We start from the raw sequence: 21,073 nt of genomic DNA on the forward strand, positions 1-21,073 counted from the left end.
GTAGATCACCCCTGCAATGCAGCGAGAAGTCAGCCCCGTGCAAGAGCCTCATATCGCCGACAAGAACACACCCTACTGGTGGGAAGCAGCGCCCGTCATGCCGCTGCCGCGGCAGCCCCTCGCAAAGAAGCTTGACGTGGCAATCGTCGGCGCCGGTTATGCCGGTCTTTCGGCCGGGCTTGTGCTGGCGCGCGAAGGACGCTCGGTCGCAGCTTTTGATGCAATGAATCCGGGCGAGGGTGCTTCCACCCGCAACGGCGGGATTACAAGCGCGAGCATCCGGCCCGACTATGCCACGATCACCCGGCGCTTCGGGGAAGAGAAAGCCATGGCGATCGAGGCCGAGGGAAAGGTCGCACGCGAATTCCTCTACGACTTTATCAAGACCGAAGGGCTCGACTGCGACTTCCGACTGGTTGGCCAATTCAAGGGCGCCTTCGGATATGAACAGTATGGGAAGATGGCGCGCGGCGCCGAGACGCTGGCGAAGAAACTAGGGATCGAGTCCTACGCGGTTCCGCATGCCGAGCAGCGAAATTATATCGGCACCGACTTCTACCGCGGCGGAACCGTTCGGATGGACATTGGCGGGCTGCACCCCGCGAAATTCCATGCTGAGCTCCTGCGGGTGGCGCTCGCATCCGGGTTGACGGTCCATTCGCATACAGTGGTCAAGTCGATCGAGAGGAACGGTTCGGGGTTCCGCGTCGCGACTTCGGCGGGGACGGTGGACGCACGGCAGGTTCTGGTCTGTACCAACGGCTATACCGACGGCGCTGCTCCCTTCCTGCGCCGCCGCCTGGTTCCGGTCCGCAGCCGGATCATCGTCACCGAGGAACTCGCGCCCGATGTCATGGCGCAACTGATGCCGAAGCTGATGACGGTCACCGAGAACCGGCAACTCGGTTTCTATTATCGTCCCTCGCCCGATGGAAAACGTATCCTGCTGGGGGGCCGTGACAGTTCCCGCGTCGGCGATCCGGCGGCGCCGAAACTTCTCCTTCGCAACGGCCTGGTGAACCTTTTCCCAGAGTTGGAGAACGTGCGCCTTTCGCATTGCTGGTTCGGCAATGTGGCGATGAACCGAGACATGCTGCCCCGCATCTTCGAGAAGGACGGCGTGGTCTATGCAACTGGCTTCTGCGGTTCGGGCGTAGTCTGGGCGCCATGGATTGCCATGCGTGCGGCCCACAAGTTGATGGGGCATGGCGAGCCGTCGCGCACTGCGTTCGACTTTCGACCGCCTTCGGCCGTCCCGCTCTATCGTGGCAATCCGTGGTTCATGCCGGCGATTATCCAGGGCTATCGGTTGCAGGACCGTCTCGCCTTCTGGCGTGCCAGACGCTAGTCGCCGACATCGGGGCGATCCGTGGTGCATGCGGGCAACCCTTTGGCGCGCCCGCCGCTGATACGACTGCAGGATCGCGCGCGGTCACCTTGTTGCCGTGTCGAAAAATCCGTCGGGACTGGGGGCCCGGTGCGAAACTGATCAGCGGTAGGACGCCTTTGCGCGGATCAGCGCGTCGGCCATGTAGAGATCCTGCAGGGAGATGCCGGAACTGTCGAAGACCGTGATCTCATCGTCGAAGCGGCGTCCGAGCGCACGCCTTTCAATAACGTCGCCGATTGGTGTTACCACAAGCACGCCGGCGTCGATCTCGTCGCGCACGTGTTGGAACTCGCCGATCTGGACGGACTGGGAAAGCAGATCACAAAACAGACGTGCCTTGGGAAACAATTCGCTCGGCAATTCGCGTTTGCCCGGAGCATCCGACCCGATGCTGACGATATGGGTTCCGGGTCCCACCCAAGCGGCATCGAACAGCGGCTCGCGTGCGGGTGTCGCCGTCACCACGATGTCGGCCGTGCGCACGGCTTCTTCCGGCAAGGGAGCGCGCGCCTTCAGTCCCCTTTCGCCGATCTGATCGACAAAAGCGTCGCGCCGCGGCGAAGGCCGGGCCACGACCAGCACTGTTTCGATTGGGCGGATGCGTGCCAGCGCCATCACTTCGAAACTCGCCTGGTTGCCGGCCCCGAAGATCGCCAGAACCTTGGCTTGCTTGCGCGCAAGAAGATCGGCCGCAACCGCGTCGGCGGCGGCCGTCCTGTAGGCGTTGGCCTTCCCGGCCTCGACTACGGCACCGAGCCGACCTGTATGCTGATCGAGCAGCACGATGGTCGAGTTGTGGCGGGGAAGGCCACGTGCCGGGTTGCCCGACCAGAAGGAGCCAATTTTCACGCCGGTCAGCTCGCCCGACGAACCGGATTTGATTGAGAAGGTATTGGTCACCTCCTGTGTGCGCCCCAGAACAGCCGGAAAGACCCAGCTCTGCCGCGATGCTGCCGCCACGAGAGCCTCGCGCGCCGCCTCGAAAGCAAGTTCATGCGTGACGAGGCCGGCTGACTCCTCTTCGCTGATGTAGATCATCCAAAATTCCTCCTGGCATCGCCGATCGGGCAACCACGAAGCGGCGATTCAAGGTGCCAGGTATTCCTCGCCCGATTTGCACGATTTGGGATGCCGAGGAACTGCATAAAACGAATAATACCGCTGATTTGAAGGGGCAAAACAGCAGCGAAATCTGTCCGCCGGGCGCGACCCTAAGATCCGACGTCAATCCGACTCTGGATCAACTGACAGCGTTGCACCTTATGGCCTTTGAGCATGACAGAGATATCGTCAGCGCCCCGATCGAGCTGATGGAATTGCAAACCCGCCATGTGCCGGGCGCACTGAAGCTGTCGCAAGAGATGGCCTGGCCCTACCGTCAGGAGGATTGGGAATTTGCCCTGATGGTCGGCAATGGCCTGGTCCTTGAGCGGGCAGGACAGGTGATTGGCACGGCCATGTCCTGGAATTACGGACAGTCCTATGCCTCGGTCGGGATGATCATAGTTACTGGCTCCGCGCAAGGCGGTGGCAACGGGGCCCGGCTCTTTGATGGATTGCTTGAGGCGACACACGGTCGCAACCTGCTGCTCAACTCAACCGAAGAGGGGCTGGCGCTCTACAAGCGACGCGGCTTCACTGCCTGGGGCACGGTGCTTCAGCACCAGGGCTCGCTGGCTGTCGCCGTGACGCGGAGTACCAGCGACGACATCCGTCAAGCGACAGCCTCTGACCTAGCGGCGATCCAGGCCTTCGACGAACGGGCCACGGGCATGCCCCGGCTGGCGATGGTGGCTGCGCTCGCCGATGTGGGCAACGCATTGGTCATCGAGCGCAGGGGACGGATTGCAGGCTACGCTGTCGCCAGGAGGTTTGGCCGCGGCTATGTCGTCGGCCCTTGTGCAGCCGAGAGCGACCACGACGCGCGGCGTCTGATCCTGGCCCAGCTTTCGAAGCTTCACAATCAATTCGTTCGCATCGACGTCTATGCCGAGGATGGATTGGGCGGCTGGCTTGCGAGCCTTGGCCTGCAGCGGTCCGGCACTGCGACCGCCATGGTCAAAGGACAACGACCCGTCGCAGAAGGGCCAGCCCATATGTATGCGTTGGCAAACCAGTCGTTCACTTAGGAACCGAGATTATGAACAAGGTGGCCGCAAACCTGGCAGTGAGCGAGACGGCTAGGACGATCGACGCCTTGGTCACGCCGGCGCTGCTTCTCGACCGTGGGCGGCTCGGACGCAACATTCAGCGCTTGGCTGAGCGCGCCAGGAAGCTTGGCGTGGTGCTGCGCCCGCATATGAAGACGGCCAAGAGCATCGATGTCGCCCGATACGCGTTTCACCGCGAACCCGGACCGATCACGGTCTCGACCATCGCCGAGGCGGAGTATTTCGCGGGCCATGGCTTTCGAGACATGATCTATGCGGTCGGCATCTCGCCGGCCTCGGCCAAGCGGGCCATGGAGCTTTGTCGCCGCACCGGCGCTGATGTGAAGCTGTTGCTCGATTCGGTTGAGCAGGCCGATGCCCTGGCCAGCGTCCGCGAAGCCACCGGTATGACCCCATCCGTTTTCATCGAACTGGACTGCGATGACCATCGCGGTGGCTTGAGGCCGGACGACCCGAAGCTGCTCGACGTGGCCGGCAGTGTCGTCGCGGCCAGTGCCAAACTCGTCGGCGTTCTCGCCCATGCAGGCGAATCCTATGGCTTGAACACGCCCGATGCGCTGGTCAAGGCAGGCGAGAACGAGCGTTCAGCCGCGGTGCGCGCCGCTGAAATCCTGCGCGCCCATGGCCATGCCTGCCCGATCGTCAGCGTCGGCTCGACGCCGACAGCGCATTTCGCCACCAATCTTGAGGGGGTCACGGAGCTGCGTGCCGGCGTCTACATGTTCTTCGACCTGGTCCAGCACGGCGTTGGGGTGTGCGAACTCGATGACATCGCGATTTCCGTATTGGCCACGGTGATCGGGTCCAAGCCGGAAAAGGGATGGGTGCTGGTTGACGCCGGATGGATGGCGCTTTCTCGCGACCGGGGAACCGCAAACCAGCAGATCGACCAGGGTTACGGCGTGGTCTGCGACGAAAAGGGGCGGGTGCTTGAAGATGTGATCGTGGCGCAGGCCAGCCAGGAACACGGTATCCTCGCCATTCGTGCCGGTTCTGGAAAGTCCATGCCCGAGCTGCCGCTCGGGACACGGATCCGGATTCTGCCCAACCATGCGTGTGCGATGGCCGCCCAGCATGATTTCTACAGCGTCGTCAACGGGGACAGCCCCATGATTGAAGCGCGTTGGGAGCGGATGCGCGGCTGGTAGGCGCGCAACTAGCTCGGAGTCGCTCCACTCAAATCAGCACTGGTGGTCAAGAAAATGAAGTTTACCTCTTACTGGCTGGATACGTCTCAGCCGTTCAATGAAGGGTCGTCCAAACCGCTCGAAGGCCACTACGACGTGGCGATTGTGGGCGGCGGCTTGACCGGCTCCTCCGCCGCGCTGGCCCTTGCCAAAAAGGGCGCCCGGGTTGCCCTGTTGGAGGCCGAAACGATCGGCAATGCCGCGTCCGGCCGCAATGGCGGCATGTGCAACAACGGCTTTGCCCAGAACTATGCAATCATGGCTGGCAAGCACGGCAAGCCTGCCGCAAATGCGCTCTACAAGGCTTTCGACGCCGGCGTCGATATGGTCGAGCGGTTGGTGCAGGAAGAGAAGATCGACTGCAGCTTCTCCCGCGTCGGCAAGCTCAAGCTTGCCGCCAAGGCCGAGCACTACGACATGCTGGCGCGCAGCCAGGAACTACTCGCTGCCAATGTCGATCCCGACACCAGGATGATCGCGCGCGAGGACCTGCGAACCGAAGTCGGCACCAACCGCTACCATGGCGGGCTGCTCTTTCCCAAGAGCGCGGCCATGCATGTCGGCCGGTTCGTCCGGGGCCTCGCGACCGCCGCTGCCCGGCGTGGCGCAGAGGTCCATGAACGCTCGCCCGTCATGGCGATGCGCAAGGTTTCAGGCGGGCATGACGTAACGACGCCAAAGGGCAAGATCATCGCGCGGCAGGTCCTGTTGGCAAGCGGCATTTCCCAGGTTGGCCCGCTCGGCTGGATCCGCCGGCGCATGATCCCGGTCGGCGCATTTCTGATCGTGACCGAGCCGCTGTCGCCTTCGCAACTCGAGCGCCTCATGCCGACCCGTCGCAATGTCGTCGACACGCGCAATCTCGTTGTCTACTGGCGGCTCACGCCGGACAATCGCCTTCTGTTCGGCGGGAGGGCGCGCTTTGCCGTGTCCAACCCTCAATCCGACGAAAAAAGCGGCCGGATACTCAAGGCGGCGATGGTCGAGGTCTTTCCGGAACTGGCCGGCACCCGCATCGACTACTGCTGGGGCGGCATGGTCGATATGACCCGCGATCGCCTGCCGCGCGCCGGAGAGCGCGATGGCATCTATTACTCGATGGGCTATAGCGGACACGGGACCCAGATGTCGACGTTGATGGGCACCATCATGGCCGACGTCATGGACGGGCGCCCCGAGCTCAATCCCTGGAAGGATTTCGACTGGCCAGCGATCCCCGGTCATTTCGGGCGCCCCTGGTTCCTGCCGATTGTCGGCGCCTATTACCGCATGAAGGACCTTGTAGGGTGATGACGCCTCTCGAACACCTGGCCCGCAACGGCCACCTGGACAAGTTCTTCATCGACGGTCAATGGGTTGAGCCGAGCGGCACCGCGACGGGCGTCGTCGTCAATCCCGCCACAGAAGAGGTTGTGAGCCAGTTTCCGCTTGGAAATGGCAAGGACGTTGACGCGGCCGTTGCAGCGGCCCGCCGGGCATTCGCCACCTGGAGTCGGACCACGCCAGAAGACCGCGCGGGTCTGCTCGGTCGCCTGCAAGCGCTGCTCGAGGCGCGCGGCGAACTGCTGGCTCAATGCCTGAGCCTCGAAATGGGCGCGGCGATCGGCTATGCGCGCAGCGCCCAGGTGCCGCTGGCGATCACGCATGTTAAGGTCGCTCGCGATGTGCTGACAGACTTTCGCTTCGTCAAGCAACGGGGGCAAACCGCCGTCACCCACGAACCGATCGGTGTCTGCGCCCTGATCACTCCGTGGAACTGGCCACTTTACCAGATCACCGCCAAGGTTTCGCCGGCGCTCGCTGCAGGCTGCACGATCGTGCTGAAGCCGAGTGAGCTTTCTCCCTTGGACGCCCTGCTATTCACCGAGGCAATCGAGGAAGCCGGCTTCCCTGCCGGGGTTTTCAACCTCCTGCAAGGTGATGGTCCAGGCGTGGGTATGGGGCTCGCCTCCCATGCGGATGTCGACATGATCTCCATTACCGGGTCCACCCGCGCGGGCATTGCGGTGGCCCAGGCGGCAGCGACGACTGTCAAGCGTGTCGCGCAGGAGCTGGGCGGCAAGTCGCCGAACGTGATCTTGCCGGACGCAGATCTCGATCGCGCCGTTTCTCTGGGCGTAGCCGCCGCCTTCCGCAATCTCGGCCAGTCATGCAGTGCGCCGACGCGCATGATCGTGCCACGCCCGCGGCTCTCCGAGATCGAGGCAATCGCCAAAAGGGCCGCAGCCCAGATTGTCATTGGCGATCCTCTTTGCGAAGCCACTACTCATGGTGCAATCGCAAACCGTGCCCAATTCGACCGAATCCAAACCATGATCGGCGTCGGCATTTCTGAGGGCGCCAGGCTCCTCACCGGCGGACCGGGCCGTCCGCACGATCTGAACGTCGGGTTCTATGTGAGGCCGACCATCTTTTCCGACGTGCGCACGACCATGCGCATTGCCCAGGACGAGGTCTTCGGGCCAGTTCTCTGCATCATCCCTTACGACACAATTGAGGAAGCCGTCACCATCGCCAACGACACGGTCTACGGTCTGGGGGCCCATGTGCAGGGCCAGGATGTGGACGCCGTCAGGGACGTGGCCTCGCGGATCCGCTCCGGCCAGGTGCATCTCAATTACCCGGCCTGGGATCCGCACGCCCCATTTGGCGGTTTCAAGCAGTCTGGAAACGGACGCGAATATGGGATCGAGGGCATGTTGGAGTATCTCGAGGTAAAATCCATCCTCGGCTATTTCTAGACGACATCTTCGCCCAGCGCAGGGGGCGCCCGTGGGCCGAGCCGAGCTCCTGGACCGGGCTCGCGTACGTACCTGGCAATTTGACATGGCTCTGCAGCGCGCTAGCCATCCCGCTGAGAAACCGGTCGAGGCCGCTAGCCAGGCTTGGTCGATCCCGAATGCCGTCGAAATTAGAGATGTCTGGCCGTAGCGGTCCAGCCGATCGAGTGTGTACGTTTTCGTACATCGATTTGGAACACAACCACGGATAGAGTACCATCCCTATGGGCAGCTATGGGGAGGGTTGGATGAGTAAGGTGCAGAGGGTCAGTCCGGTAGTAGAACAGGCAATCGCCGCAGTCCTCAATAGGGAGGATCGTGGTGACACCATCTCGGTCACAGCGACATTAAACGCAGCACGGCAAGCCGCCCCTTATCTGGTCGCATCCGACGAAGAGCTGACCGAGGCGATCGTCGAGGCAGCAACTGCCCTGGGCCTGTCCGTGGCTTTCGACGGTCGGAAATAGCCGTCGGCTCACAGGTGGCTAAAAGTCGGAAAGTTGGTGTCGTGCTTAGGAGCCCTCCTATTCGGAGGTAACTATCACCCGCAACACTTTCTTGCTCGGTCCCTGGTCACGCATGCTGCGAACCCACGCGATGACGCGTGCGTGCTCGTCCGCCATGGCCGCGTCGAACCTGCTGTCGCCGCTGAAAGCCACGGTGCATTTGCGCAGAGCTCGTCCTCCCGGAATCATTGCTGAGGTACTGGGCAGTGTTGGCCATCCCGGCTCCGATCAAGACCTGCGCGCCAGCCAGCCCACCAAGGTTGCCGCGACCGCCCACGACGTCGTAGAGGCTATGGTCGGCGGTCAAAAAATTGGCGGAGAAGAATATATGCCAGAGCACCTGAAACTCGTCTCGACTGCCAAGTCGCATGGCGGTGCCCAGAACGTTTACTCTCATCTGTCGACGAGCTGCTCGTGCGAAATGACGTTTGCCATTTTCGTGCCTCCCCAAGCGCGGGAAAGGCGTTGCCCCGTGGTGTGGTACCTCTCCGGACTCACCTGCACGCATGCGAATGTAATGGAAAAAGGCGAATACAGACGTATTGCCGCCGAACTTGGCTTCATCGTCGTGTGTCCCGACACCAGCCCGCGTGGTGCCGGCATTCCAGATGAAAAGGACAATTGGCAGTTCGGCACCGGCGCCGGTTTCTACCTCGACGCCACGCAAGAGCCGTATGCCAAGAACTATCGCATGTATTCCTATATCGTCGAGGAACTGTCAGCCGTGATCGGGCGCGAATTTCCCGCCGATATGGCGCGCCAGTCGATCTTCGGCCATTCCATGGGCGGGCATGGCGCGCTGACGATCGCACTGAAAAATCCCGCGCGTTTCAGAAGTTGCTCGGCCTTTGCGCCGATCGTGCAACCAAGCACAGCCGGCTGGTCGAAGCCGGCTTTCCAAAAATATCTCGGCCTGGATGAGGCCTCGTGGCGGCGCTACGATGCCACTTCGCTCATCGAGGATGGATACCATTTCCCGGAATTCCTGGTCGATCAGGGAACGTCAGATGGTTTCCTCAAGGAGGGCCTCAGGCCTTGGCTGCTCGAAGACGCGTGCTCCAAGGTAGGCATTCCGTTGAAATTGCGGATGCAGGATGACTACGATCACTCCTATTTTTTCATTTCGACATTCATGCAGGACCATATGACGTGGCATGCCGAACGGCTTTCACGAGGCTAAGGCCGTAGGAATAGGTCGGCAGTCAGGCCGGCTCGGTGACGACGCCGATACGCCGGTAGACGAACAGTTCGTCCTTCGAAGGAACCGTCGCAGCGCGCTGGGCTTCGTCGATCAGCATTGCCATGCGCGCATGGATCGGCGATTTCGCGCAAGCCGGGTCCGTCGCGGCGGCGTCGCCGGCGATTGCCATCGCCTGGCAGCGGCAGCCGCCCCAGTCGATCTCGCGCCGCTCACAGTTGCGGCAGGGCTCCTGCATCCAGTCCGTGCCTCGAAAGGCATTAAATGCCGGGGAATCGGTCCAGATCGCGGCCAGGCTGCGAGGTCCAAAACGCTCGAAGCTGAGCGACGGGATGGTCTGGGCGGCATGGCATGGCAGTACGGTGCCGTCTGGCGTCACCATGAAGGCGTCGCGCGCCCAGCCGCCCATGCACGGCTTGGGATAGATGGCGAAATAATCCGGCGTGACGAAATCGATGTTCATGATGCCGGTGAGCCGTTCGCGCGCCGCCGCGACGATCTCCGCCTGCCGATCGACGGCAGCACGCTCGGGCATCAGTTGATCGCGATTGGTCAGCGCCCAGCCGGCGTACTGCACGTTGGCTATCTCGAGACGCTCCGCATCCAGCGAAAGGGCCAGATCGATGAATTCCGGTACCTCCTCGATATTGTGGCGATGGATCGGCGCGTTGATGGTAAGCGGCAAGCCGGCCGCGCGGGCGCGGCGTGCCGTTTCCAGCTTCTTTTCGTGGCTGCCCCTGTGATTGCCGATGCGCTCGGTGGTCGCCGGCCGTGCGCCTTGAAAACTCAGTTGCAGATGGTCGAGCCCGGCTTCGGCAAATGCCTCGATACGGCCATCCGCAATGCCGACGCCGGCAGTGATCAGGTTGGTGTAGACGCCGCGCGCCGAAAGCCCGGCGATCAATTGCTCAAGATCGCGACGCAGCGTCGGTTCACCGCCAGACAGATGCACCTGGAGAACGCCAAGATCGGCCGCCTGCGAGAACAAGTCGAGCCAACTCTGCGTGTCGAGTTCGCGATTGGCCTTCAGCAATTCGAGCGGGTTGGAGCAATAGGGGCATTGCAGCGGGCAGCGATGCGTCAGTTCCGCCAGCATGCCGATCGGGGGGAGAGGGGGCTCGCTCATAGCTTCACCAGCAGCTTGTCCGACCATTCCTGCAGGAAGGCAATGACATCGGCCGCCACAGCCTCCTGTTCGGCATCATAATCTGCGGCAAGGCCGGCAATGATGTGGCCGACCGTGGACCGCCCATCGCAGCGGCGCAATATGTCGAGGCTGATGTCGTTTGGCCAGAACACCTTTTCAGGCGAAAGCACGGCGAACGCCTGGCGCCCGGGGTCATACTGTATGCGCACGTGCTTAGGCAGCGATGGAACCGACAGCGGCGACACCATGGCTCTTTCGCGCAGTGCCATCATGGGGCCTCCGGACGGAAGGCGCCGGGCGGGATATTGCCCGGCTCGCCATAGGCGTTTTGAAGCGCGTCGAGCATGGCCCAGAGTATATCGCATTTGAACACGAGTGCATCGATCGCCCGCTGCTGGCGTTCCGCCGTGTCGGCATGTTCGAGCACATAGGCAAGAGCGAAGTCGGCGTCGCGTGAGGCCTGTTCGGGCCGTCGGCTGAAATAGGCCAGCGTGTCCTCGGTGATATAATCGTACCTGGCCAGCATCGCGGGTACCCGCTCGCCGATGATGAGCGGCGAGAACATCTCGGTCAGCGACGACGCGACCGCCTCCAGCAGGGTCCGGTTCGTGCAAAAAGAGAGGTAAGCGCCAACCGCAAAACGTGTCGCCGGCAGGGCCAGCCTCTCGCTCTTCACCGCTTCGGCATCCAGACCGAGCGAGGTCGCCAGGTGCAACCAGCGCGCAATACCGCCGCTCCAGCCGTCCTCGCCGTCATGATCCTCGATGCGTTTGCGCCAGGCGGCGCGAAACGCCGGATCCTCGGCATGCGCGAGGATCATGGCATCCTTGCGCGGAATGACAGCCTGATAGCAATAGCGGTTCAGCGCCCAGGCCTGCATCTCGGTCCTCGACAACGCACCGCTGGTCATCCTGTGATGGAAAGGATGGCGGTTGTGATAGCGTTCGGCACCGACCTGCCGCAGCACGGCTTCGAGCTCTCTGGAGGACAGGCCGTTGCTGGCGGCGTCGTGGAAATCACTCAAAGTTCCATCTCCATCCCGTCGCGGGCCACTTCCCAGCCAGCCGCTGCGACTGCTGCATGCTCGGGAGAATTCTCGTCCAGAACAGGATTGGTGTTGTTGATGTGGACGAAGACACGACGGCCGATCCTCACATCGGCCAAGCCGGCGATCGACCCTGCGTCTCCCGACATTGCCAGATGCCCCATGCGCGCACCGGTCTTTTCACCGACGCCGGCAGCAATCAACTCGTCGTCGGTGAAGACCGTGCCGTCGAACAGAAGGCATGCGGCATCGGCTAGACGCGTGCGCAGGGTCGCATCAATGCGGGCGCAGCCGGGGATGTAGAAGACGGAGCCGCGACTGCCGGCACCGGCGATACGGACGCCGATCGTGTCGCCGGCGTCAGAGCTGAAATTCGCATCCGGCTGACCTCTTTCTTCGAGATAGAGCGCTATCTTCCCGGGCACGGGAAAGCTCTCGACAGCCACGCCGGTGTCGTGGCCGTCTGCGTCGCAGATCGCCAATTCTTGCGCCGGTGGCAAGATGCGTCGCGGCACGAGCGCCGGATCGAGGACATTGAAAATCGAATTCGCCTCCAACGTCGCCAGAACCTGTGTCGTTGCATACATAGCGAAAGGCTGCCGCTCACGCAGGCTGAGCAGGCCGGCGATATGATCGACATCGGCATTGGTCAGTACCACCGCGCGAATGGGCGTCGAGCGCAGCGGCGCATCGTGCGCGGGCTGCAATTCAGGCGTTGCCGCGATCTGCTGGCGAATGTCGGGTGACGCGTTGAACAGAACCCAGCCGAGCCCATCCGCCGACGCGGCGACACTTGATTGGGTTCGTGAATGCACGCCAGCCATCCCGGTGCGAGCCGCACGGCTCAGACGATAATTGCAGTTCCACTGCGGAAAGCCACCGCCGGCCGCCGATCCGATGATTCTCAAGCGCATGAAAACGCCCGCCCCGCGGCTTCTCTGACCAGCAGCCAATTAGCAGCCGCAAAAAACGTCCCGCTCGCTTTGCGTGCCTCAAGATCTTTCACGAAAAACCCATGCGGCAAGGGGATGCGTGCCCCTGTTGCCAGGGACACGCACCTCTGCGGCCTACTTCTTGGGAGTAATCTCAGCAGGCAGATACCGCGAAATTTCAAAGCCCGCAGCAACCTGACACATGGTCGGTTTTGTCCAGCTCTTCTTCATAACATTTCTCCTCTTCTACCAGCCCGAAGGGGCCGATCCGGTGGTTAGCCAACCATTGCAGGGCACCGAAGCAATGGCTCGTCCATCACGTCTCAAATGGACAAATGAAACACAAGTTTTGAAAGGCCGAAAAACAAAACGATCGAAAATAGCTGTAGCCTTCTCTTCAATTTTTCATCGCGCAGGTTTGTCCTCCTCCTCACACATCCCGACTATTGCGTAATCGGATTATCGTGCTCGTCGATCAGCGGCACATTATAACCCAGCAGGAGCTTGGTGATCTCCGCCTGGTTCTCCCTGATCACCCGGTTGAGCGTCCGCTTCCATTCCTGGTCGGACGGACGTACGCCCATGGTGATGCGGTAGGACATGCGCGAGCCTTTCTTTTCCTTCAGTAGCGGAACAATGGTGATATCGGCTCCGAGTTCCCTGGCATAGTAACCTGCCATCGGCCCCCATAGGACCGCCGCGTCAATCTTGCCAGCCAGCATGTCCTTGATCATGACCTCCCCCATGGAAGGAGTGACGCGCGTATCCACCGCGAGTGGATAGATCTTGGCGGTCCGCAGAAGCTTGTTGGCGGCCATGTTGGCGGTTGGCGGCGTGCTTTCGACGACGCCGATTCTCTTGCCGGAAAGTTTCGGGTCTTCGATCGTCTCGATGCCTTCCATGCCCTTGCCTTCGGGGTATACGAGCACATAGGCGGAGCGATAGTAGGCGTTGGTGTTCTGCACCAGTTCGTCGCCTTGGGCGTAGCCCATGATGATGTCGCATCGGTTGGCCCCCAGCGTGTTGCGCACAAAGCCGACGACAGTGGGAAACCATGTGTAGGCGACTGATTTCCGCCCCGTCTTCTTGGCAACCAGTTCAGCCAGCTTGTTTTCGAAGCCTTGGCCGTTCTTGTCGGTAAAAGGCATGTTCGAGGGATCGGCGCAGACGCGCAGAATGTTGGGATCCACCAGTTCGCCCGCAGCGCCAAGTCCGGCATTTTGCGCCAGAACGTTCGACGGCAACAAGGCGAGCGCGCCGAGGATCGGCAGAACGACGCGCAGCTTCGATGCAGTATTGGTCATATCATCCACCCATGCAGGATGCTTCGGCATCCTTGGCTGCCTGAGCCTTGTTTTCGTGCTTGGGCGGCCTGCCGCGGGGTGCCGCGCCATCAGCGCGCGCGCGCAGATAGACGTAGAGATCGTCCAGGTAACAATAGACGTTCTTGTTGTCGCCAAAGGCAGGCATGACGTTTTCCTTGCCGCCGCCGACATTCTTGCGGCCCTCGGCGACGATCGAGAGGAACGTGGCGTAGTCCATGGTTTTCAGACTATTGACCAGGGCAGGCGCATAGCTCGAACCTGTTGCGTCCTGCCCGTGACAGACATGGCAATCGGAGTGATACCGGCGGTACCCGCTGAAGGTGTACCAATCGACGGTTCCGTTTTCGATCTTGTAGGTCGGATTTCCGTCCGCATCTAGATATTTGCCTCCTTCTTGCTTCACCGCCTTGGCTTTTTCCATGCTGTCTTCGGCCCGTGCCAGAGTTGAGCTGGCCACAGGCAGCAGGACTAGGGCGAGAGCGGAAACTGCAATGCGAACGATCATTCAGACTCTTCCTTCATCTGCCAGGGACACTGGCTGCCGTCGTGCAGCGGCATTGATCGGTGTTGGGTGGGCGCAATCGAGAGCCCGGTTCCCGGCTTAGGGTGACCCGGGCTCTCGTTTTCGAACCTAGTCGTAAGGCTCTTCCCGGTTATCAGTCCGGGAGGCCGAAGACGGTGAGCTGGCCGCCCAGCGTCGTATAGTCGGCAAGTGTCGCGTAGCCGCCGACGGCACCCAGGCCGGCGGTTCCAACCACTGCGGCCTGGTCACCCTGCTCACGGCCCTGATCAACGGCGCCATGCCAGGCAGCGGCGTTATCGGGCGAAAGCAGCCCACCTGCCAGACCGATACCGGCCCATCCACCGACGCCGGACAGAACGGCGATGTACTGCTTGCCGTCATGCTCGTAGGTCGTGATGTTGCCGATGATGCCGGACGGGGTCTTGAACTTGTAGAGTTCCTTGCCGTCCTTATCGACCGCCTTGATGTAGCCTTCGAGGGTACCATAGAAGACGACGTCGCCATCTGTCGCCAATGCGCCCGACCACACCGAGAACTGCTCGGGCTTCGACCAGACGATCTCACCCTTGGCTGCATCCCAGGCAATGAAGTTGCCCATATTGCCGTCACCGCCGGGCGCCGCATACATCGACACGGTGGCGCCCACGTAGGGCTGACCGGCGGTGTAGCTCACTTTGTAAGGCTCATAGTCCATGCAGACATGGTTGGTCGGCACATAGAACAACCCGGTCTTTGGCGAGTAGGCGGCCGGCTGCTGGTCCTTGGTTCCAAGCGCGGCCGGGCAGATACCGGTCGAGTTGGTGTCTTCGCCGTTCTGCTGGGTCGAATACTTGGCGACGACCTGCGGGCGGCCATACTGGTCGCTCTTGGGATCCATGTTGACTTCCGTCGCCCAGTTCACTGCCGGATCGTATTTTTTGGCGACGAGAAGTTCGCCGGTGGCGCGATCCATCGTGTAGGCAAAGCCGTTGCGGTCGAAATGCACCAGCACGTCGTGCTTGGCGCCGTTGACCTCCATGCCATCGACGAGAATCATCTCGTTGATGCCGTCATAGTCCCACTCGTCATGCGGGGTCATCTGGTAGAGCCATTTGGCAACACCGGTATCGGCGTCGCGAGCCATGATTGTCATGGACCAGCGATTGTCGCCTGGGCGCTGGACCGGGTTCCACGTCGAGGGATTGCCGGTGCCGTAATAGACCAGGTTCAGCTTGGGATCATAGGAATACCATCCCCATGTCGTTCCGCCGCCCGTCTTCCACTGTTCGCCTTCCCAGGTGTTGGTGCCGGAATCCTTTCCGACGGGCTTGCCGAGATGGGTCGTCTTCTCGGGATCGAGAAGGGTGTCTGCATCAGGACCTTCCGAATAGGCTTTCCAGGCAAGCTTGCCGTCTTTCAGATTGTAGGCGGCCAGCCAGCCGCGAACACCGAATTCAGCACCGGAGACGCCCACGAGCACCTTGTCCTTGATGACCACGGGTGCCGACGTGCCGGATTCGCCCTTTCCGCCGTCGGTCTGGTCGCCATTCTTGACAGACCAGACGACCTTGCCGGTCTTGGCATCGAGCGCGACGACGGTGGTGTCGGCCTGGTTGAGAATGATCTTGCCGTCGCCATACGCGACACCGCGATTGACCGTGTCGCAGCACATGATCGGAATGACGTTCGAGTCCTGCTTGGGCTCGTATTTCCACAGGATCTTGCCGTCGTTCTTGAGGTCGAGAGCATAGACGTTGTTTGGGAAAGGCGTGTGGACATACATCACATCGCCGATGATCAGCGGCCCGCCTTCGTGACCGCGCAGCACGCCGGTGGAAAAGCTCCATTTGACCTGCAGGTTCTTTACATTGTCCGCAGTGATCTGGTTGAGTTTGGAATAGCGGGTGTTGGCGTAGTCACCCGTCTGCATCGCCCAGTTCTTCGCATCTGATGCGAGCTTTGCAAGGTCTTCATTGGCCGAAGCCGTATAGGCAGCGCCTAGCGACAAAAAAGCCGCGGTCGTCAGTATGTAGGTAGTTTTCGCAAGTACACGCATCCGAAATCCTCCCGAGGTTCACAGTGACGAATCGACCGTCAAGCCCACAAGGGGCCTGCCCAAGCGATTCATGTGGGGAAGTAATTTCCGGCAGCTGTCACGACCTACCCCGACAAGCAGAGGGCACGTTATTGCCCGCCCCACTTGGCCTTCGAAAGACTGCCACCGCTCCCTGACAATGGCGCTCTTGAAGCCGGAAACAGGGAAAAAGCTATGTCATCGCTAAAGGCCAAGCAAGCAAAAACCCTGAGGTGATGTTGCGGTGCAATATCTATTATGGTGCGTCGCAGTATAAAGACACAAACAAGAGAAGTATCCTGTGCGGAACTATTGAGAGAATGACTGGCGGCGACGACATATATAATATCCATATCGTTGTCGTATTATTGATGAAATTCGGGTTGGAATTTATTTCCATGTAATTTACAAGGTCGCTTCGAGGTAAGTATGCGTACGCCTGGTTGGTTGCCGATAGTGGGCGAGGCATGAAATGACCGCTGGAAGCGGGGTGTGCAGCGGGCCGTGAATCCACCTCTTGCCGGTCGACAGGGCATTCCTCCTTTGGTCCTATAAGCAGGCCATGGGAGCTTGACTGGCTTTGCGGTACGTCGCCAACTAGGGCGATGATCCTGTCCGGATACATCGTGTCCAGGCCAACTGGAGGTTCCCTCATGATCAGATCTGTTGGATCTTTTATCCTACCGCTGGTCTTTTCGGCGACTCTGGCCTTTGCGAACCCGGCCAGCGCCGCGGGAGACTACCCGACGGCAACGATTGCAGACTACGTGCTCGGCTGCATGCAAACAAATGGCCAGACACGTCAGGCGCTTGAAAGCTGTTCGTGCTCGATCGATGTTATCGCCTCGATCCTCCCCTACGATCACTATGAGAGGGCGGAGACCTTCAAAAGTATGTCGTTGACGACAGGGGAGGCGGCAGGGTTGTTTCGCGAAAGCGCGCCAGCTCAGGCGGCGCGGGCGGAACTGAAACGCGCGCAGGCTGAAGCCGACGTACGCTGCTTTTAGTCAGGCGGAACAGGCACGCGTGGCGGTGCCTCACAGGGCCGCCATTTCTATTGGCCATTGCTGCGAAATAACTTGCAATCCGCATTCGAGCCGTAAGGCGACCAGGTCACGCCCGGAAGGTTTTGGTGGACGACAGCAAAAGGTCGCTCTCACAACCGGCTTTGAGGCGAGGATGGCGGCTGCCTCCACAGCCGACAAGCGCGGCGAAACAGGACCTTTGTACGATTGACTTCCTTCATCGGCAGTCTAGCTTTTCGAGGCGTGTAGGTGCTGCCGGTCCCGGGGGAAAGGACGAATAGTTCGCTCTCCCGCACAAAAACGGATGCCGGCGGTCTAGGCATCGACACGCGTAAATTATCCAGGGCACTCACACGATCAATGAGGAAATGCCATGCGCGCAGTCGCATTTTTCGCCGCCGTGTCCGTCGCTACCTTTGTCACCACCCAGTCCCAGGCACAGGATGCGGCGGCGGGTGAGAAGGTCTTCGCCAAATGCAAGGTCTGCCACGTCGCAGACAAGGACCAGAACAAGGTCGGTCCGTCCTTGAACGGCCTCATCGGCCGAACGGCCGGCACGCATCCGGGGTTCAGCTATTCCAAGGCGATGACCGAGGCCGGAAAATCCGGCGTTAAATGGGACGAAGCCACGCTGACCAACTATCTTCGCGATCCCAAGGCGATGGTCAAAGGAACGAAGATGGCGTTTGTCGGCCTCAAGAAGGACGAGGACATCGCCAATGTCATTGCCTACCTGAAGCAATTCTCCAAATAACCCGGTACCGCCGGCCATTTGGAGTGCGCCCGGCCGGCGTTGGCCTGGGCTTTGCGCTTGGGTGTCACGCAGCGTCTTGCAGCGTCTGCATCGCGGACGGCAGATCGAACAGGCTGTCGCAAACGAGGTCGGCGCCAAGCTCTTCAACGGGAATTTGGCTGTATCCGCCACGCAGCAGAATGACTGCCATGCCGGCCGCGCGGGCGGCGGCCACGTCGGCGCTGCTATCTCCGACCATCAGCGTGTCACGAGGTTCGACCTGAAGCTGGTCGAGCGCCAGCAATAGCGCGTCTGGCGCCGGCTTCAAGTATGTCACGGCGTCTCCGCCGACGATCGCGCCGAGATAGTCCGTCAGCCCAAAATGCAGCAGGATTTCGCGGGCCGCCAACTGCGGCTTGTTGGTCACCACGCCCATGGCTATTCCGCTCAAATGCAAGTGCGTGAGAACCTCCCTGACGCCAGGCATCAGCCTTGTGCGGCCGGTCAGATGCCTGCGATAGATCGGCGCCATGACGCGGTTGGCCTCTTCGAGCGCGCTGCCGAGGAGCGGCGTGCCGGAAGCCGCGAAGGCTCGTTCGACCAGTTTCCTGATGCCGCCGCCGATCATGGACTTGACCTGATCCAGGCGCAGCGGCGGCAGATCGCGGTCGGCCAGCAATTCGTTGACGGCGGCCGCTATGTCAGGCGCCGAATCGACCAGCGTGCCGTCGAGATCGAACAGGATCGCCTTGGGCGAGCGAAACGGCCTGCCTGCGCCGACGTTCATGCAGCATCCTTCCACTTGATCGAGCAGCCGATCGAAGCGATCTGGTCGAGCGGTCCGTCGCCGGTTCGGGCGACCTGCTTCATCGCCTCGAACAGATCGCGCCTGAGCCCAGGCGGTCCAGCGTCGCGTCGCGACGCGTCAAGCCGGCCGCGATATTGCAGCGTCAACTCGTTGTTGAGCCCGAAGAAATCCGGAGTGCAAACGGCTCCGTAGGCACGCGCCACCCTCTGGTGCTCGTCGTGGAGATAGGGGAAAGTGAAGCCGTTCGTCCTGGCGAAAAGTTTCATGTTGTCGAAGGAATCATCGGGGTAGGCGTCGGCATCGTTTGAGTTGATGGCGACAAAGCCGACGCCTTCTGCCTTGAGGTCGTTGGCATCGCGAACGATGCGTGAGATCACCGCCTTCACATAGGGGCAGTGATTGCAGATGAAGGCCACCACCAAGCCGTTCGGGCCGGCGTGGCTGAAGATGGAATGCGATTTGCCGTCGACGCCGGGCAAAACGAAATCGACGGCTTGCCAGCCGAAATCACAGACAGGTGGGATTGCCCCCATGTTACCCTCCGATGAGATGGTTTTACGCGGCTTTCTGGAGCGCCCCGTCGGCCGCCTGCCTGATGGCGCCGATATTGGCACGATAGGCAGCCTCGGTGCCACCCTTGAAAATGGCCGAGCCGGCGACTAGCACATTGGCGCCGGCCGCGGTGACCAGCGGAGCGGTCTCGGGCGTGACCCCGCCGTCGATCTCGATGTCGATCGGACGTTGGCCGATCAGCGCCTTGACCCGCCTGACCTTGTCGACGACACCCGAAATGAACGCCTGGCCGCCGAAGCCTGGATTGACCGTCATCAGAAGCACCAGATCGAGCCGGTCAAGCACATATTCGATCACGCTCTCCGGCGTTGACGGGTTCAGCGACACGCCGGCCTTCTTGCCGAGATTCCTGATTGCCTGCAGCGAACGGTCGAGATGCGGTCCGGCCTCGGCATGCACCGTAATGATGTCGCACCCGGCATCGGCGAAGGCGCCGAGATAGGCGTCGGCCGGAGCGATCATCAGGTGGCAGTCGAAGACCTTGTCCGTTCGATTACGGATCGCCTTGACCACCGGCGGACCGAAGGTGATGTTGGGCACGAAATGGCCATCCATCACGTCGAGATGGATCCAGTCGGCACCCGCCCGGACGACCGCGTCAACCTCGTCGCCGAGCCGCGAGAAGTCCGCGGAAAGCACCGAGGGCGCGATGATTGTCTTGGTACCCATGGTCGTCGGCTCCCATTCTGTCGTCCGTTTCCAGTCGCTGCACACCAACCGCCGTCATCTTGTCAGCGCGCCTTCGTCTCCGGTTCGCCTTCGAGCTTACCTTCCGCGAATACGCGGCTGCCGCGAATATCGGATTCCTCGATGGTGATAAGATCGGTTTTCGTCAACGCCCGGTCGCGCGATGCGAAAAGCCGGCTGGCCTGGCGAAGCCGCGCCCGGTCGAGGCCATTGCGGACCGATCGAGCGTTGGAGAAATGCGGCAGCCGCATGCGGATCGGGAGATACTCTTCGAGCGCCTTGGCTGCCGCTTCGCTGAGACGGTAATTCTGTTCCGCCAGCATGATCTCGGCGATCGATTTGAGTTCGCTGACACCGTAGTCGGGAAAATCGAGGTGATGGGCAATGCGCGAGCGCATACCGGGATTGCTGTCGAAGAAGCGGTCCATCTTGTCCTTGTAACCGGCAAGAATCACAACCAGATCGTCACGGTTGTTTTCCATACACTGCAGCAGGATTTCGATCGATTCCTGACCGTAGTCGCGCTCGTTCTCGGGCTTGTAGAGATAGTAGGCCTCGTCGATGAAAAGCACCCCGCCCATGGCGCGCTTGATCACTTCGCGGGTTTTGGGCGCGGTGTGGCCCACATATTGGCCGACGAGATCGTCGCGCGTCACCGCGACCATGTGCCCTTCGCGGACATAGCCGAGACGATGCAGGATTTCTGCCATTCTGAGCGCCACGGTGGTCTTTCCGGTGCCGGGATTCCCCGTAAAGTTCATGTGCAGCGTCGGCGCGCCCGAGGTCAGCCCGAACTTGCGGCGAAGCCGGTCGACCAGAAGCAGCGCCGCGATCTCGCGGATGCGGGTCTTGATGGGCTTCAGGCCAACGAGTTCGCGGTCGAGCTTATCCATCACCTCGTCGATGTTGGACGCTTCGAACTCGGCCTGCAGATCGACCGATTCGTCCTGCACGGCAGCGCCCTTTGCTATCGCGTCCAGCATGGTTTCG

The 21,073-nt window shown here is 61.2% G+C and carries 22 protein-coding genes; 10 read left to right on the plus strand and 12 right to left on the minus strand.

The window, feature by feature from the left end; translation table 11 throughout:
- Positions 1-16 precede the first annotated feature (16 nt).
- Positions 17-1,348, plus strand: a complete 1,332-nt coding sequence (locus tag NKI79_RS20555; protein ID WP_502909834.1) for an NAD(P)/FAD-dependent oxidoreductase — start codon at positions 17-19, stop codon at positions 1,346-1,348.
- A gap of 141 nt (positions 1,349-1,489) precedes the next feature.
- On the opposite strand, the gene NKI79_RS20560 is transcribed toward NKI79_RS20555, so the two are convergent.
- A complete protein-coding gene (locus NKI79_RS20560) occupies positions 1,490-2,428 on the minus strand; it encodes an ornithine cyclodeaminase family protein (protein WP_352803848.1) in 939 nt (312 codons plus the stop codon).
- A 53-nt stretch (positions 2,429-2,481) separates the two neighbouring features.
- Here NKI79_RS20560 and NKI79_RS20565 point away from each other — a divergent pair, with 53 nt between their 5' ends.
- The 6 genes from NKI79_RS20565 (at position 2,482) to fghA (ending at position 9,214) form a co-directional block, all read left to right on the plus strand.
- Positions 2,482-3,519 carry a GNAT family N-acetyltransferase gene (locus NKI79_RS20565; protein ID WP_352803849.1) on the plus strand — a complete coding sequence of 346 codons (1,038 nt, stop codon included), beginning with the start codon at positions 2,482-2,484 and terminating at the stop codon, positions 3,517-3,519.
- Between the two features lie 11 nt (positions 3,520-3,530).
- Entirely contained in the window at positions 3,531-4,709 is a 1,179-nt protein-coding gene (locus NKI79_RS20570) for an alanine racemase (protein WP_352803850.1), read from the plus strand.
- A gap of 54 nt (positions 4,710-4,763) precedes the next feature.
- Positions 4,764-6,038 (plus strand): NAD(P)/FAD-dependent oxidoreductase, encoded by a 1,275-nt coding sequence (locus NKI79_RS20575; protein ID WP_352803853.1) that lies wholly within the window; start codon positions 4,764-4,766, stop codon positions 6,036-6,038.
- Positions 6,035-7,489, plus strand: a complete 1,455-nt coding sequence (locus tag NKI79_RS20580; protein ID WP_352803854.1) for an aldehyde dehydrogenase family protein — start codon at positions 6,035-6,037, stop codon at positions 7,487-7,489. The genes NKI79_RS20575 and NKI79_RS20580 overlap by 4 nt, the downstream gene beginning before the upstream one ends.
- Before the next feature lie 287 nt (positions 7,490-7,776).
- Complete coding sequence (locus tag NKI79_RS20585) at positions 7,777-7,995, plus strand: hypothetical protein (protein WP_352507733.1); 219 nt, start codon at positions 7,777-7,779, stop codon at positions 7,993-7,995.
- A gap of 367 nt (positions 7,996-8,362) precedes the next feature.
- Entirely contained in the window at positions 8,363-9,214 is an 852-nt protein-coding gene (gene fghA / locus NKI79_RS20590) for an S-formylglutathione hydrolase (protein ID WP_352803949.1), read from the plus strand.
- 22 nt (positions 9,215-9,236) lie between these two features.
- Here the strand turns inward: fghA and pqqE are convergent, their stop codons facing one another.
- From pqqE to pqqB, 4 genes are read right to left on the minus strand one after another with little or no spacing between them, the layout of a single operon-like run.
- Entirely contained in the window at positions 9,237-10,358 is a 1,122-nt protein-coding gene (pqqE, locus tag NKI79_RS20595; RefSeq protein ID WP_352478690.1) for a pyrroloquinoline quinone biosynthesis protein PqqE, read from the minus strand.
- Positions 10,355-10,651: a pyrroloquinoline quinone biosynthesis peptide chaperone PqqD gene (gene pqqD / locus NKI79_RS20600; RefSeq protein WP_352646240.1), complete on the minus strand. Its 297-nt coding sequence runs from the start codon at positions 10,649-10,651 to the stop codon at positions 10,355-10,357. The genes pqqE and pqqD overlap by 4 nt, the downstream gene beginning before the upstream one ends.
- Entirely contained in the window at positions 10,648-11,403 is a 756-nt protein-coding gene (gene pqqC, locus NKI79_RS20605; RefSeq protein WP_352646242.1) for a pyrroloquinoline-quinone synthase PqqC, read from the minus strand. The genes pqqD and pqqC overlap by 4 nt, the downstream gene beginning before the upstream one ends.
- Entirely contained in the window at positions 11,400-12,338 is a 939-nt protein-coding gene (pqqB, locus tag NKI79_RS20610; protein ID WP_352803858.1) for a pyrroloquinoline quinone biosynthesis protein PqqB, read from the minus strand. Before pqqB ends, pqqC begins: the two co-directional genes overlap by 4 nt.
- A gap of 220 nt (positions 12,339-12,558) precedes the next feature.
- On the opposite strand from pqqB, the gene NKI79_RS20615 reads away from it, so the two are divergent.
- Positions 12,559-12,810, plus strand: coding sequence for a hypothetical protein (locus tag NKI79_RS20615; RefSeq protein WP_352646246.1), 252 nt, complete (start codon positions 12,559-12,561; stop codon positions 12,808-12,810).
- On the opposite strand, the gene NKI79_RS20620 is transcribed toward NKI79_RS20615, so the two are convergent.
- The 3 genes from NKI79_RS20620 to NKI79_RS20630 all read right to left on the minus strand — a co-directional run bounded on the left by NKI79_RS20620 (position 12,800) and on the right by NKI79_RS20630 (position 16,239).
- Positions 12,800-13,660: a substrate-binding domain-containing protein gene (locus NKI79_RS20620; RefSeq protein ID WP_352478698.1), complete on the minus strand. Its 861-nt coding sequence runs from the start codon at positions 13,658-13,660 to the stop codon at positions 12,800-12,802. The two genes, NKI79_RS20615 and NKI79_RS20620, sit on opposite strands and share 11 nt — an antisense overlap.
- Position 13,661: 1 nt before the next feature.
- On the minus strand, positions 13,662-14,186 hold the full coding sequence (locus tag NKI79_RS20625; protein ID WP_254819800.1) for a c-type cytochrome, methanol metabolism-related: 525 nt from the start codon (positions 14,184-14,186) through the stop codon (positions 13,662-13,664).
- A gap of 151 nt (positions 14,187-14,337) precedes the next feature.
- Complete coding sequence (locus NKI79_RS20630; protein ID WP_352803862.1) at positions 14,338-16,239, minus strand: methanol/ethanol family PQQ-dependent dehydrogenase; 1,902 nt, start codon at positions 16,237-16,239, stop codon at positions 14,338-14,340.
- A 671-nt stretch (positions 16,240-16,910) separates the two neighbouring features.
- Here NKI79_RS20630 and NKI79_RS20635 point away from each other — a divergent pair.
- Both NKI79_RS20635 and NKI79_RS20640 read left to right on the plus strand, forming a co-directional pair.
- Entirely contained in the window at positions 16,911-17,264 is a 354-nt protein-coding gene (locus tag NKI79_RS20635; RefSeq protein WP_352803864.1) for a hypothetical protein, read from the plus strand.
- A 391-nt stretch (positions 17,265-17,655) separates the two neighbouring features.
- Positions 17,656-18,036 (plus strand): c-type cytochrome, encoded by a 381-nt coding sequence (locus NKI79_RS20640; protein WP_352803866.1) that lies wholly within the window; start codon positions 17,656-17,658, stop codon positions 18,034-18,036.
- A 64-nt stretch (positions 18,037-18,100) separates the two neighbouring features.
- Here NKI79_RS20640 and gph read toward each other — a convergent pair whose 3' ends face one another.
- From gph to cbbX, 4 genes are all read right to left on the minus strand, one after another.
- Positions 18,101-18,802: a phosphoglycolate phosphatase gene (gene gph / locus NKI79_RS20645; RefSeq protein WP_352803869.1), complete on the minus strand. Its 702-nt coding sequence runs from the start codon at positions 18,800-18,802 to the stop codon at positions 18,101-18,103.
- Positions 18,799-19,356 (minus strand): thioredoxin family protein, encoded by a 558-nt coding sequence (locus NKI79_RS20650; protein WP_352803872.1) that lies wholly within the window; start codon positions 19,354-19,356, stop codon positions 18,799-18,801. Before NKI79_RS20650 ends, gph begins: the two co-directional genes overlap by 4 nt.
- A gap of 22 nt (positions 19,357-19,378) precedes the next feature.
- Positions 19,379-20,065 carry a ribulose-phosphate 3-epimerase gene (gene rpe / locus NKI79_RS20655; protein ID WP_352803875.1) on the minus strand — a complete coding sequence of 229 codons (687 nt, stop codon included), beginning with the start codon at positions 20,063-20,065 and terminating at the stop codon, positions 19,379-19,381.
- A 62-nt stretch (positions 20,066-20,127) separates the two neighbouring features.
- Positions 20,128-21,066 (minus strand): CbbX protein, encoded by a 939-nt coding sequence (gene cbbX, locus NKI79_RS20660; RefSeq protein ID WP_352803877.1) that lies wholly within the window; start codon positions 21,064-21,066, stop codon positions 20,128-20,130.
- Positions 21,067-21,073 lie beyond the last annotated feature (7 nt).

The organism is Mesorhizobium sp. M0340, from assembly GCF_040321535.1.
GTDB lineage: Bacteria > Pseudomonadota > Alphaproteobacteria > Rhizobiales > Rhizobiaceae > Mesorhizobium.